The following is a 13550-nucleotide window of genomic DNA, read 5'->3' as shown; positions in this document are numbered from 1 at the left end:
GCGGTAAGGATTCAAACTAACCTCGTTCACCTCTGGCAAGGATCTGCTTGCGTCAGGTGCTGACCTTCGGAACGTGCCCCTGTAAGCGACAGCTTTTGGGCCGATTTCCAGACCGTCCGCTTCTGTTCGGATTTGACGATTAGCTGCCGTTTGGCTTGCCTGTAGAACGCTGCGTGCCCGTTAGAGGTGCTCCGCCGTTTGGCATTGCCGTCAGTCTGCGTAGAGGGTGTTCCGGGCTGGAACCCGACCGCTAAACGACATCGGCACCCCTTCGTAAGGAACTCGGCACGAATGGACCTGGCGCGCTCCGACTATGCGCGGCGCCGTAGGATCGAATAATAAACCCGCTCTTGGCCGCACGTGCTGAAAGCGTGCTATCTAACGATCACAGCCTATCAAGCGGAGCGAAACATGCTGAAGACGGACACCCGCCAGGCCAACTGGCGACGGGCCAATCCCGGCAAATACGAAGCCCATCTCGCGGTTCAGCGAGCCCTAAAGGCAGGCGAGATTGATAGGCAAACTTGTGAAGTTTGCGGTGTCGAAGCCGTCGACGCCCATCACGATCAATACGAGGAGCCGTTGACGGTCCGATGGTTGTGCCGCCGCCATCACACCCGGCTCCATCACTACGGTGAAGACATGTTTCCAGTCAGGGAGTGCCGTTGAACGAATACCCGAGACATCTGTCTTTCGCTCGAAATGGCGTGGGTCAGCGGGAGGCGAGATGGATCTGCTCGCGGATCCATTGCTGTCCCTGATGCGCGTGAGTGCGCTCGTGCCAAATGAGCTCCACTTGAAACCGCTCCGAAAGCCAAGGGACGTCTATCCACGCGACTTCAGCTAAACGGTCGCTCATCAGGCGGCGCGGCACCAGTGCAACGAGCTCGCTGCTGGCGACAATGCTCGGAACAACAAGGAATGAGGCAGCGGACGCGACAATGGCGCGGGAGTGACCGAGGGCCTCCAGGGTGGCGTCGACGGGGGTCGTAAATCCGCCTCCAGAAGGCGAGACTATCACCTGTTCAAGCGCGGCAAACCCCGCTGCGGTCGCCCCTTCATTGATACGTGGGTGGCCGGGACGGCCGATAAGGATATAGCTCTCCTCAAACAGGTGCCAGGTCCTCAGGTAAGCTTTCCCGGTGTCTGGCGTGGCGATGGCCAGGTCGACATCGCCATCCGCCAGTTGCTGCGTTAACTTTGCCGGGGCCAAGCGGTGCACCGCAACCCGTATTTTGGGCGCCTTGTCGCGCAGCGCCACGATCAGAGGCGCCACCACCACAGCCTCGACGTAGTCGGTGCAGGCGATCGAGATGGTTAGCTCGGCTGTCGCGGGGGAAAAGCTGTCATGGCCCTGGAGGGTTCCGCGGAGCTGATCCAGGGAAGCTCTGAGCGGTCTGATCAGCTCCAGGGCCTTGGCGGTCGGCACCATGCCACGATGCGCCGGCACGAGCAGGGGATCCTTGAACAGGTCACGAAGGCGGTTCAGTTGGGCGCTGAGCGCCGGCTGGCTCATATGTAGCCGGGCTGCGGCCCTTGTGACGTTGCGCTCGACAAGCAGAGCTTCGAGACTGACGAGTAGGTTGAGGTCGATACGCTTCATATCCATGACATGGATACTAGCGCATAAATCAATCGATTTCACATATGGTCTACAGGGTGCGATTTAATCTCCAGGGAGTGCCGTGCTGCGCTGCTCCAGGAAAGTGATGGAGATACACATGTCGATCGATCAAAAGCCTACCATTGTCGTCGCAGGCAGCCTGAGCAAGCAGGGCCGGAGCGTGACGGAGTCGTTGTTGGGGAGTGGACGGTATCACGTTCGTGCGCTGACAAGTCGTCCAGACTCGCCTGCGGCCCTCAAGCTGGCCGAGCAGGGCGCTGAGCTCATCGCCGTGCCGCTTGCGATCAACCACAGGAGCGATTTTGTGAAAGCGTTTCGGGGAGCGCAGGGCGCCTTCCTGATGACTCCAGTCGTCGCCCCGCCGGAAACCTACGAGTTCGATATCGGTAGGGATCTCGCAGATGCCGCGGTCGAGGCAGGTGTCGAGCACATCGTCTTCAGCACGCTGGAAAACGTCGATGAGATCACCGGAGGTTCGAAGTTCGCGCCGCATTTCACGGACAAGGCGCGCGTCGGGACTTATATCCAGGGTCTTCCTGTTCGCAGCTCATTCGTCGAGCTCGCGTTCTTCTACACGAACCTTCTCGAATATTATACGCCGCGTAAGGAGGGCGACACGCTCGTCTTTCCGATCTATCTGCCGGAGCATTTCCGAGCACCCTTCGTCGATCCGCTGACGGCGACAGGACCAGCCGTTCTGGAAATCTTCGACCATCCCGACATCTATGCCGGGCAAACGCTACCGATCATCGGGGACGTTCTATCACCGGCCGAGATGATCGAGACCTTCAAGCGCGTCACGGGCCGGAAGGCTGTGTATGCATCAGCCTACACCCCTGATGAGCTGGTTCGTCATTTTCCGGAGTTCGGGGAAAATCCCGAGCTCGTTCGAGAAAACATCGGCATGGCGGAATACGCGGTCGAATACGGATATTTCCGGAAAGACCGGGATCTCTCGTGGAGCAGGCGGATCAATCCCTCCAGTCTCACCTGGGAGCAGTTCCTGATCAAGACCGGTTGGGACGGCGAAAAAAGGGCGTTCGGTCTCAGCTAGTGAACCTCGGTCGCTCGCCGCTCGTTTACTCGCACGTCGAGCGCCGGAACCATTATCGGCAAGAGGGATTTCGAACACAGATCCATCTGAAAATCCCGAAAAACGTACTCGATGTTCACAGGCTTCGAGCTCACAACCATCCAAACATCACGCGGTCAGATCCGGCTGAGGAAGGGAGGGGAGGGGCCGCCCGTCCTTCTCCTCCACGGTTATCCGCGGACACACATGCCATGGCGGCAGGTGGCAGATCGGCTGGCTCCGTCGCTCACCGTAATCTGCCCGGACCTACCGGGCTTCGGGCAGTCGTATACCTTCGGCCTTCGTCGAAGCCACTGTGAACGCCGTCATCAGCAAGCGTTTCTTGTGGCCCTTCGGCAATGGAGCGCCGGCTCGGCCGGGAATTGCGGGGGCCGCAGCGGGCCTAGCGTCAGCCGGGATAGCGGCGACGTTCTATGCCGCAAATTGCAACGACGACAGCCCGCTCTTCGTCCTCCTCTGGTATCCGATCGCCATATCGTTGTTACAGGAATTGGCGCTCTGGCCGGCCATAAACTACTGCGGTGGTAGATCTTTGAATTGGTGGCATCACAGTGTTCTGCCCCCTATCCGGCGCGGCCTCGTTTCACTGATTGCCATTCGAGACACGTTCTCCCATAGCTTGGAACATCCAGCCAACTCCGAAGTAAACAACCATAGAGGTCTAAATGACGCCCGAGGAATTCCGACAACGAGGTCACGAAATCATCGACTGGCTCGCGGACTATCATGCGAAGATATCCGACTACCCGGTCCAACCTGCGACACGGCCGGGCGACGTGAAAGCGATGCTTCCGGCCGTCCCGCCGGTGGAAGCTGAGGGTTTCGATCAGATCATCGCCGATCTCGATTCGGTCGTTCTTCCGAATATCTCGCATTGGCAGCACCCGCGCTTTTTCGGCTACTTTCCCTCAAACTCGCTTGGCTCAGGTATCCTGGGCGACCTGGTGAGCGGCGGACTGGGGGTGCTGGGTCTGTCCTGGCAGTCATCGCCCGCTGTAACGGAGATTGAGGAGGTCACGTTGGACTGGTTCCGGCAAATGGTTGGCCTGTCTTCCGCCTGGTTCGGCGTTATCAACGACACGGCATCGACAAGCACCTTGGTCGCCCTGCTGTGTGCCCGGGAGAAAACAACGGGGTTTTCGCTTGCTCGCCAAGGCCTGCAAGCGGAACTTAAGCCATTGACGATCTACACATCGACAAGCGCTCACTCGTCGGTGGAAAAAGCGGCGCTGCTGGCAGGCTTCGGTCGTGAGAATGTCCGCATGGTCGATGTCGACGTCAATTTTGCAATGCATCCAGCGGCGCTCCAGGATGCCATCGATGCGGATATCCGCTCCGGATTCACCCCTTGTGCGATCGTCGCGGCCGTGGGCGGGACCGCTACCGTGTCCATTGATCCGGTATCCAAGATCGCCGACATAGCGCGCAGACACGGTCTGTGGCTCCACATCGACGCTGCCATGGCCGGAAATGCGATGATCCTGCCGGAGCTGCGATGGATGTGGGAAGGCATCGAAGAGGCAGACAGCGTAGTCATCAACGCGCACAAATGGCTCGGCGTGCCTTTTGACTGCTCGCTCTATTTCGTGCGTGATGAGCCCCACCTGCTTCGGGTTATGTCTGCTGATCCAAGCTTCCTCCAATCCCAGGCCGACGAGAAGGTGCGCAATCTGCGCAACACCGGTATTCCCCTCGGGCGAAGATTCAGGGCGTTGAAACTGTGGTTCGCCATACGGGAGCAGGGGGTCTCCGGGCTACAAGCCAGGTTGCGGCGAGACATCGGCCTGGCCCAAGATCTCCGCTCGAAAGTCGAAGCAACACCGGATTGGGAGGTCGTCGCACCCGTCGTTCTGCAAACCGTATGTCTTGTGTATCGTCCGAAGTCTGTGCCGTCCCATCGTTTCGATGATTTCACGCGCGCATGGGCGAATGCGGTGAATGCGTCGGGCCAAGCCTATGTCACGCCCGCCACCGCGGCCGGGCATTGGATGGTTCGTGTATCGGTCGGCACGATATCGACGGATGCACACGATACCGAGGCGGTCTGGGGCGCGATGCAAAAAGCGGCAGCCGCGCTCGTTCCGGAATTTTCGTGAAGGGCCGACGAGGCTCGCCATGGCCGTTGTCTACCGGACGAGCGACGTTCGATGGGCTGATTGAAATTACGATGTGATCGCGAAGCTGCGGAGGTGCGTCCGTCTCCTCCATCTGTCTCCCTGAAGTGGAGAGCATGAGGAATTGTGTGGCAATCAGGCCGCTGCGGAATTGTTGCTGGGTTCGTGATTGTCGTTTGCCATGCCTGGATACCAATTCTCGAAGCAGATCGGTGGACGCCCTTTCCATCGAACCGCATCCCAGCTTAAGCGGAGAACATCATGATTTCACCCTACACGATCAACATCCCTGACGAACGGCTCGCCACGATCAGAGCCAAGGTCGAGGCTTATGACTGGAGCCAGCTGCCGGATGCGGGAGGCTGGTCGGCGGGGGTCGGGGTTGATGACCTCAAGCGGCTCGCCGCTTATTGGCGAGACAGCTACGACTGGCGGGCGGTCGAACGGCGCCTTAACGCACTCCCCAACTTCACGGCCGACGTGGAAGGCGAGCACCTCCACTTCGTTCATGTGAAGGGCGACGGCTCCAAGCCGCCCATCCTGCTTCTCCACGGCTGGCCGGGCTCGTATCTCGAATTCGAGCGGCTCTTGGAGCCACTCGCCGCAGACGGGCACGATGTTGTCGTCCCCTCGCTTCCTGGCTTCGCGTTCTCCAACCCGATCACGGGCCCGATCGGCCCGCGGCGGGCTGCTGCGCTCGTGCATCGGCTGATGATCCAACTGTTCGGCGACGCGCCGTATTTCATTCAAGGGGGCGATTGGGGCCACGCCCTCGCGGTCTGGGCGGCGCATGATCGACCGGACGCTCTGCTCGGCATCCATATCAACATGATGACCGTGCATGCGGAGGATGCCGCTCCGACGACCGACGAGGAGAAGTCCTTCGCCGCCAAGCGGGCCGCGATTGCCGATCGGGAGAGCGCCTACTTTCACGAGCAAGCAACCCGTCCGCAAACGCTCGGCGTCGCGATGGCCGACAGCCCGGTCGGAGCGGCGGGCTGGATACTCGAAAAGTTCGGCAAGTGGGCCGATCTTCCGACAACCGCCGATGGCGCCCCCGACATCTGGAGCAAGTTTTCCGAGGAGGAACTCCTCACCAACATCATGCTCTACATGGCGCCGGCATCGTTCGTGACTGCAACCTGGATCTACTACGGCAGCCGGCTTGAGAAGTCGCGGATGCTTCCGGCCGGCACCCGCATCCAGGTGCCGACCGGCGTTGCGGCCTTCCCCGATCCGGTGTTCTTGCCGTCGCCGCGCTCGTTCGTGGAGAAGACCTACAACGTCGTGCATTGGACCGACATGCCGCGGGGCGGGCATTTCGCCGCGCTGGAAGAGCCGGAACTGATGCTGGCCGACCTGCGCGGCTTTATCGCGACGGTGTCGGGATCGCGCTCCTGAAGGTGGAGATCTCCGTTTCCGAAGCGCGGCGCGTGGCGCTGGCGGCGAAGGGCTTCAATGCCCTGCGTCGTCAAGACCGCATCGGCGCAGGCCAGCTGTGAAGGGCGATCGACCGTCTTGGCCTGCTACCAATCTACAGCGCCAAGACCTGCGTTAACTAACCCGTAACGCCATCTATACGCCGCGACGGCAGGCGTGGCGCGTGCGACAGGTTATGGTGGAACTGTGGCGCTGCAAAGGGCTCTTGGTCGAGTTCTTACTCGCATTCGTCCTGTAGAAAGCAAACTCTCTTGAATACCGCTTTTTGGCGCAATCGCGACCTATAACGCAATCGCCGCCATGTCCGCTTTCGGGAAATCGCAACGCCGGCCTTCGCGACCGAGATTGGGCGCATTGCGGTCCGGCAGCAACGCTCGCGCGATTGGCGAGGGATTCCGCCTTTAGGCCAAAAGGTTTGCTGTGGAAGATCCTCCAGCGCAGTGCACGTCGACCAAGGACTCATTTTTGACGCGGCCGGCAGGCCGAGTCCTGGTCTTAAATGTGCTAGATAGTTTTACACCTGCACGGTATTCATTGAGATATTTCGCGCGGGAATGAAGCGGTTTTGGAGCTAACCGCTTGATTTCAGCGGAAAAGAGCGACCTTGCCAAGGTTGGGGTCGAGCGTTCGAATCGCTTCACCCGCTCCAGTTTCCTCAAGGGGAATCAAGCATCGAAAAGCCGCGGTCCGCCGCGGCTTTTTCGTTTTAGCGGATTGAACCTCGACCGCCCAAGAGCTGGACGTCACTTATGGGACTGCTGGAAGCCGGCAACGTCGTACTGAGATACGCTCTTCGGGTTCTTGGAGTTCTGCGGCTGGGTGCCTGCGTAATGTATTCCCGCATTTCCGTCCGGGTTGAAGGCTGAGCCTGGGGCGGTGCTGGCATTGCCCGGCGTGACACTTCCTGTCTGAGCGGTGCCGATCGTTTGATCGGGTTGACCTTTCGTCCCCGTTACTGAGTGGACGTTGCCTGCCGAAGCCAGGCCGGCGGAGGTCATCAGCAAGCCCAGCGCCATGGGGATGAGGCGATGTTTCATCGTTGTTCTCCCAAAATCGGTTTGATTTCAGGGCGCTCGCGGTCTCAGGAGCACCCGGCGAACAAAGACTGAAACGCTTTTCGGGCCGCCATTCATCCCGAGCATCACGAACCTGTGATGTCGGGCGCCGCCGGCGTGGCCTGTCGCACAGGCTAACCCACGCTTTCCGTTGGGTGCACGTAACATCCGGAATTCCTGCACCGACTTGAGATCGCGCACGAAAACCGATGTTCAGGCGGCGCTGTGCCGGCCTGTCGGCAAGCCGGGGTTCGCCTCGGCTTTTTTCGTTTTGGGCGGGTGGAACCTCTACCGCCAGTTACAAAAGCTTCTCGAGGCCAGGGGTACCGCAGGATACTTGTCTATCATGCGCCCACTGGGATGGCAGTTGAGGGCTATTCTGCAAAAGAGTCGAAATCGGTACCGCTCATATCTAGGCTCCTCGCCAGCCTACCGTCCACCGAGCCTAGCTCATCGATGAACGGGACTATAGCGTCGGTCGGAACTACCGTTCCGTAACCTAGATTGTCGTACTGATGAATCGCGCTGTCCAAGCTATCGCCGTGCTGATGCGCGGAGTCCCTCGAGACAACACCCACATAGTTCCCTCGATTGTCTAGAACCGGGCCGCCTGAGAAGCCGCCGCGCACGCGAGCTGTGATAAGCAGAAGTTCAGTCTTGGCGAATATCTCGAACGGGTTGCTAGCTACCGTGCCACGAGTGGCGGTCAACCGCGATGAAATTGCGGCCTTCTCGGCTGCCAAGGTCGGTACAAATCCGGCAATGTCAGGATACCCAATGGCCATCACCTCCTGAAGAATAGTCGGACGTCCAGCAGTTATTTGCGGTAACGAGGCAAACACCGGTTCCGCAAACCAGACGAAACCGAGATCAAGGGCTTCGTTCGAACTCACGAAAAACCGAGCGCCTCGCAACTGTTCAGGCGTCAGACCCCGGATTGCCAGCCGAGAGGCATTTTCGAGGCAATGGGCGGCTGTTAAGAGCCCCCCGGGGACCTACAACAAATGCCGTACCTATAGACGTTCTGTCAGTGCCTACCGCGACGTGAGAAATTGGCAAAATCGACGGTGTGAAGACGTCGTAGATGCACGGAAACCCGTAGACCGCACAGTCAAGAAGTCTTGAAATGGGGCCAGGGTCCAGTTCAGCTCTTATCAAACAGAAGTATGTGTTCCCGGCGCCATCAACGTTTGCGGGGCGGCTTGTGCCCATGAAGCTGAGGTACCCCATGCCACACAGCCGCTGACAGATCGCATCAACGGCGCCAGGCTGTGGAATGCCGCCTTTGTCTTTAGGAAAGGTTTCGATGAACTCCCAGACAGAATGAGCCTTCAGCGTTCCGTCCGGTTGCTTCGCATTGCTGTGATCAAAAAACTGGATCGCTCTCCAAGGCAGTCCCGGAAAGCGCTTGTAGTAAGTCTCAGTGTCGCGGTGCGCCATCAACCATCGTCCCACGCCATACGCCACGATCCGCTCGCAGACTCGTCGAAAAGCCCGCTGCGGCCTTTCTGCATTTTAGGGTCAGAACCTGCCCTCCAAGCCTATTTCGTCCCATCCGCCTTGCGCAGCGATGCCTGGTGCACCAGCGATGTCCAGCTGTTGGTCGAGGCGAGGTGGCAGTAGAGCAGGCCGAGCGCGCCTGACTTTCTGAGGTCGAGGAAGGCTTCGTCGCTCAGCTTGTTGAAGGCCGGCTCGTCGATCACCTGGAAATCGGTGAGGTTGAGCACTTCGCCGCCTTCCAGCGTCACCTTGCTCTGGCGCGGCGCGAACAGGCCATGCGCGTCGATCCTGTCGATCATCTCGCGCGTGGCTCTGAAGTCGATCTGGAACTGGTCGCAGAAGGCGAGCGCCTGCCTGGTTGCTTCGGTCGGCTCGCCGCCGCTGAAGAACGGCGCGATCTTGTCTTCGCGGAACGGCGCCATGAGCTGGTCGATGACCCGCTCGCTTGCCCTGTCCACGCACAGCGTCAGCCGGCCTGCCGCAGTCGGGTCCTCGGCAAGGATGAAGGGATAGCGGCGGACATAGGCGGGGACGTAATGCGGCGCGGTCCACCGGCCGTCGGCATCGACGAACAGGTTCTCGCCCTGGCGCACGCCGGTGATGATGACAGGGGATTTGGCCGGGCCGATGAAGACGATCGGGTAAGACCGCATCGCCGCCGGCATTTCCGACGCCACCACCGGAATGGCATGCGCGGTGCGCGCGAAGGCAAAGTCGCCGCGCGCGGTCAGCCCCAGCGAGCCGTGCCGCACCGGGTTGAGCGCTTCGGGCCTGGAATAGAACAGCGGCATGGCAGCATCCGCCGGCGCCGCTTGCGTCTTCGCCCCGATATCAGTCATGGTCCCGTCCCTTTCTCCCGCCGGCCGATCAGGCCGGCTCCTCCACATCAGACCCCAGGACTGGCATCTGCTCTTGTTGCGCTGATCTTGGTCGGGCCAAGACTCCGGCGCAGGGACAAAGTACTACAGTGTCCGTGGCGCGCATAAAAGCACGGCCGCCGTGGTATTTTGCGGTTTGCCCCGACGAATTTGTCTCGCCGGCGCTTGGGCTGCTGCCGGCCTATGGACAGCCTGCCGCGAAGCGGCGAGACTGCGCCCGCAAAGCAATTCCAGGAAGTGCTTGGCTGTTTTTCCCGGGAAAAGCGCATGGCGCTTTCCCAAGGGAAGCGCGTTAAACAAGAAGCAAGTGGATTGAGGCGGATGGCATGGCGTTGGTAGCGGATTTCGAACAGGGGCAAGTGTTCACCGTCGAGGCCGGTGCAGGGACGGTCTCGATGGAACTGAGCGCGGTCACCCCCATCGCCGCCAGCCCGCGTCCGGGCGGCGGCTTTTCATTGATGTTCCGCGGCCCGCGCGAAACGCCGCTGCCGCAGGCGACCTATCGCTTCACCGGCGCAAGCGGGGTGCACGACATCTTCATCGTGCCGGTCGCAGCCGACGCGACCGGGCGGCTTTACGAGGCGGTGTTCAATTAGGGTCGCTGGCGTTCAGCGGACCATCGGAAACCCCGAGATTTACCGGAGCCCCCGCCTCGTCATCCCGCAGGGCGGAGCCGGCGCGAAGCGGCGTCGCGGAGAACCTGGGATCCATTCCGTGACGTCTAATCGAAGTGTGCGGCGGGAGCGGAATTCCGCACCGTGGCGGCGCTCGGGAGTCCCGGCATGGATCCCTTGGGCTGCGGAGCAGCTCCAGGGGGTCTGCGCAGCGGCGCTTCGCTCCTTGCTCCGCCATAGGATCACGAAGCGATTGATGTTCGCGCCAGTCGCCAGTATGGGTCCGTCAGCGAACGGTGCTCCCTGCCCTCGGTTCCCCTGCCTGTCACGAACCGACCACACCGCCCCCAGGCGGCGCACGGGCCATCAGATCGTAGACACCCTTGTCCGCGATCACCGCGAAGCCGAGCTCGACATAGAGCCGCCGCGCCGGATTGTTCTTCTCGACATGGATCGAAGCTGATTTGCCGGCTAACCATGCTTCGTCGATGAGGTCGCGCAACAGTGCCGAGCCATAGCCCCTGCGGCGATGCTCCGGCATAAAAGCGATGTCGATGATGCGGTGTTGGCTTGGCCAGCGCTCGATATAGAGGCGGCCAATGTCCTGCCCGGCCCGGCCCACCACCAGCCAGTCGGCTTCGGGATAGTGCTTGCGGTAGTGGGCATGCTGCGCCTGGAACTGCATGGCGAGGAAGGCCGCCTTCTGCGCCTCGCTCCACGAGGTCACGGCGAGTTCTTCCAGGCGCGTCGAGGCGTAGAGAAGCGACAGGAACGGCAAATCCGCCGCGGCCGACGCACGAAAGATGAGCCCGGCCTTGCGCGACCGGGACCAGACCGGAGAAAACGGTTCCAGGCCGGAGTCCGCCACGCTGCCGGCGCGTCAGACCGGCGGCGTCAGGTCGCGCACGACGACGATCTGCTTGAGGTTGTCTTCGGTCAGCAATGTCCAGTTATACTCCCATTCGGAGCTGTCGATAGCCATCTGGCTCACCGTCCCGAGCGAGTTGGTGCCGTTCGGCATGACCATCAGGCTGAACAGAGCGAGCCGGCCGTCGGCATTGTAGTTGAGCGTCAGGCGCGTCGCGAAAAGGGACACGCCGAAATCGCGCCATCCTGACCAATTCTGGGTGGCGGCGTCCCACTGCGCATTGAATGCGAGGACACGCTGCTGGTCGGACGAGACCAGGACGATGTCGCCATCGCCCTGGATGCCGGCGGCAAGCCCGGATTTGGGCACCCTGGAGTAGCCTGTAGTTGCCCATTGCGTCCATGTATCGGAGCCGGCGGGCTTCTGGCGCGTGTGCAGCACCTGGCCATTCTGGGTCAGGGCGAACAGGTTGGTGGCGCCGAGCGGGCCGACCACGGGTGCCATCTCGATGAAACCACCGGTTTGCCCGGTATCGATCTGCGCCCATTGCGTCCAGTCGGCGGCCTTGAGCGCCTGCGCCTTGGTCTGCTGGCAGCGGTAGAGGTGCAGCCCCGAATTGATGCCGAACAGCGCGATGCGGCCGTCGGCCTGGCGGATGGCCGTGATTGCCACCAGCCCGCCGGGAATCTGGATCCAGTCGCTCCACGGCTTGGCGGGCGGCGCAAGCTGATCGACCGTGACGACGATTGGGGTCGTGGTGCCGGGCGGGGTGATGGTTTTCTGCACCTGCGCGATCTGGTCCGGATTCTGGTAGATCCACCAGATGCGGCCCTGGTTGTCGGTGAGGAAGATTTCGATGCGGCCGTCGGCATCGTTGGCCATCGTCAGTTTCTGGTAGCTGGCGACGCCGGGCGGCGCGCCGATGCCGACCGGAGGATTCCATTTTTCGATCGGGCCGATCTGGTTGGCGTCCTCGGTGATGAAGGACAGATTGGTGGTGCCCGAGGGCTGCCCGACCACGGCCACGCGGCCGTCCTTGGTCAGGCCGGCGGTCATGATGATCCAGGCGCCGGGCGCGATGATCGACCAGGCGGAGGGCCACGACCCGTTGGGCGCGGCTTGAGCTTTCTGGATCAGCCGTCCCGCGGCGGAATCGATGCCGACCACCATCAGCCGCGACAGTTCGAAGAACGGTGTGCTGGCCGTCACCTGCTGGGAGGGCGCGGGAGACGCCGCGGCGTCGGCCTTCTTGCCACTGGCCGCTTTCGACTTTGGAGCTGCCGTCTTGGCCATTTGATTGGTCCCGTGGCTCGGCATCAGGTTCTCGGTGGGAAAACGCCTTGCAGCGCGATGCAGAAATAGCAGGTGAGATAGGGTTGCAGATTGTTGTGCGGCTGATCTCCGCCGGCGGGGGCGAGCGCGTTGCCGCTCATGGGCGCTAGATTGGCGTTGGTGGTCGTTTGGTACGCAGCCCCGCCGATCGAGGTGGCCAGGGTGATGTTGGGGGTCAGGGTGCCTTGCGTTCCATCTTCAACGGTTCCCCGCATCGCATGGTTGTGCATGGGCATCTCGGACTCCAGCAGGGACACGGTCTCGGAGCCGCCGGTCTCACCAAGATCGTGGAGGGAGAGTCCCGGCCCTTGCCCCGGATGCATCGGTGAACGACCCTGGAGATCGGGCAAGGCAAAATTCGACTTGCCGTTGCCCCCATAAGTGGTGCCAAGCAGTGAGAACAAAGCCGTGTTCTGCGAAAGCGGCAGCAACTGACCGTCGCACCACGCCCAGCCCGTGGGCGCGAAGTTGAACGGGAAGATACGAATTTCGGCGACGAACGGATCGGCCATGACGGTCCCTCTTCAAGTCTGCGACGGGAAAATGCCGAACAGCGAGATGATGAAATTGACGCAGAGATAAGGTTGGAAATTCGTATGCGGCTGACTGCCGCCGACAGAGGAAATGGCGGATGTTGCCATCACCGCGTCTGCCGTTTCAAGCGCGTAGAGTTTGACCAATGTCGAACTTGCCAGAACATTGTTTTGCGGCGAGGCTTGTGATCCGTTGCCGATATTTCCCAGAAACGGATGGGAATGCGCCGGAATCTGTTGGATTGTCAGCGTGATTTCCTCGGCCCCGCCCGTCTCGGCGAGAATGAAGCCATTGCCCTGGTGAAGCGGCAGACGCCCGCGCAGGTCGGGCAGCGCGAAGGTGCTTTCGCCGTCGCCGCCATAGGTGGTGCCGATCAGTTGGAACAGCGTCTCGTTCTCCGAGATCGGCAGGATCTGCCCTTCGCAGAACATCCAGCCTGCCGGCGCGAAATTGCCGGCAAACATCCGAACTTCGCCAACATAGGGTTGTGCCATGATC

The 13550-nt window shown here is 61.0% G+C and carries 12 protein-coding genes and 3 pseudogenes; 7 read left to right on the top strand and 8 right to left on the bottom strand.

From position 1 onward, the window contains the following. Nucleotides 1–411 precede the first annotated feature (411 nt). Nucleotides 412–669 carry a hypothetical protein gene (locus FJ546_RS24205; protein WP_095773424.1) on the top strand — a complete coding sequence of 86 codons (258 nt, stop codon included), beginning with the start codon at nucleotides 412–414 and terminating at the stop codon, nucleotides 667–669. 43 nt (nucleotides 670–712) lie between these two features. On the opposite strand, the gene FJ546_RS24200 is transcribed toward FJ546_RS24205, so the two are convergent. Continuing rightward, entirely contained in the window at nucleotides 713–1603 is an 891-nt protein-coding gene (locus FJ546_RS24200; protein ID WP_140891623.1) for a LysR family transcriptional regulator, read from the bottom strand. A gap of 118 nt (nucleotides 1604–1721) precedes the next feature. Here FJ546_RS24200 and FJ546_RS24195 point away from each other — a divergent pair, with 118 nt between their 5' ends. From FJ546_RS24195 to FJ546_RS24175, 5 genes and pseudogenes are all read left to right on the top strand, one after another. Continuing rightward, entirely contained in the window at nucleotides 1722–2678 is a 957-nt protein-coding gene (locus tag FJ546_RS24195; protein ID WP_095790249.1) for an NmrA/HSCARG family protein, read from the top strand. 111 nt (nucleotides 2679–2789) lie between these two features. Beyond that, a pseudogene (locus FJ546_RS24190) lies at nucleotides 2790–2987 on the top strand (alpha/beta fold hydrolase); the annotation flags it as partial. A 70-nt stretch (nucleotides 2988–3057) separates the two neighbouring features. Next, a pseudogene (locus tag FJ546_RS24185) lies at nucleotides 3058–3245 on the top strand (NrsF family protein); the annotation flags it as partial. Nucleotides 3246–3382: 137 nt separating this feature from the next. Then, a complete protein-coding gene (locus FJ546_RS24180; protein ID WP_140891622.1) occupies nucleotides 3383–4813 on the top strand; it encodes a pyridoxal-dependent decarboxylase in 1431 nt (476 codons plus the stop codon). Between the two features lie 279 nt (nucleotides 4814–5092). Then, nucleotides 5093–6232, top strand: a complete 1140-nt coding sequence (locus FJ546_RS24175) for an epoxide hydrolase (RefSeq protein WP_140891621.1) — start codon at nucleotides 5093–5095, stop codon at nucleotides 6230–6232. Nucleotides 6233–7014: 782 nt separating this feature from the next. Here FJ546_RS24175 and FJ546_RS24165 read toward each other — a convergent pair. The 3 genes and pseudogenes from FJ546_RS24165 to FJ546_RS24155 all read right to left on the bottom strand — a co-directional run bounded on the left by FJ546_RS24165 (nucleotide 7015) and on the right by FJ546_RS24155 (nucleotide 9665). After that, nucleotides 7015–7308, bottom strand: a complete 294-nt coding sequence (locus FJ546_RS24165; protein WP_140891620.1) for an adenylate cyclase — start codon at nucleotides 7306–7308, stop codon at nucleotides 7015–7017. Between the two features lie 392 nt (nucleotides 7309–7700). Further along, nucleotides 7701–8303, bottom strand: a pseudogene (locus FJ546_RS24160) (serine protease); the annotation flags it as partial. Between the two features lie 564 nt (nucleotides 8304–8867). Continuing rightward, complete coding sequence (locus tag FJ546_RS24155; protein ID WP_140891618.1) at nucleotides 8868–9665, bottom strand: SapC family protein; 798 nt, start codon at nucleotides 9663–9665, stop codon at nucleotides 8868–8870. A 365-nt stretch (nucleotides 9666–10030) separates the two neighbouring features. On the opposite strand from FJ546_RS24155, the gene FJ546_RS24150 reads away from it, so the two are divergent. Beyond that, entirely contained in the window at nucleotides 10031–10300 is a 270-nt protein-coding gene (locus tag FJ546_RS24150) for a hypothetical protein (protein ID WP_140891617.1), read from the top strand. 343 nt (nucleotides 10301–10643) lie between these two features. Here the strand turns inward: FJ546_RS24150 and FJ546_RS24145 are convergent, their stop codons facing one another. Genes FJ546_RS24145 through FJ546_RS24130 form a run of 4 tightly spaced genes read right to left on the bottom strand, consistent with a single transcriptional unit; the run spans nucleotide 10644 to nucleotide 13546 of the window. Continuing rightward, the gene (locus FJ546_RS24145) at nucleotides 10644–11186 is read right to left on the bottom strand and encodes a GNAT family N-acetyltransferase (RefSeq protein WP_140891616.1); all 543 of its coding nucleotides are present in this window, start codon (nucleotides 11184–11186) and stop codon (nucleotides 10644–10646) included. 12 nt (nucleotides 11187–11198) lie between these two features. Further along, entirely contained in the window at nucleotides 11199–12479 is a 1281-nt protein-coding gene (locus tag FJ546_RS24140) for a hypothetical protein (RefSeq protein WP_140891615.1), read from the bottom strand. Nucleotides 12480–12502: 23 nt separating this feature from the next. Next, entirely contained in the window at nucleotides 12503–13030 is a 528-nt protein-coding gene (locus FJ546_RS24135; protein WP_140891614.1) for a tail fiber protein, read from the bottom strand. A 12-nt stretch (nucleotides 13031–13042) separates the two neighbouring features. Next, on the bottom strand, nucleotides 13043–13546 hold the full coding sequence (locus FJ546_RS24130; protein WP_140891613.1) for a tail fiber protein: 504 nt from the start codon (nucleotides 13544–13546) through the stop codon (nucleotides 13043–13045). Nucleotides 13547–13550: the final 4 nt, after the last annotated feature.

The organism is Mesorhizobium sp. B2-4-19, from assembly GCF_006441315.1.
GTDB lineage: Bacteria > Pseudomonadota > Alphaproteobacteria > Rhizobiales > Rhizobiaceae > Mesorhizobium.
Note: the sequence above shows the minus strand (reverse complement) of the source record. Positions and strands in the feature narration are given on the sequence as shown.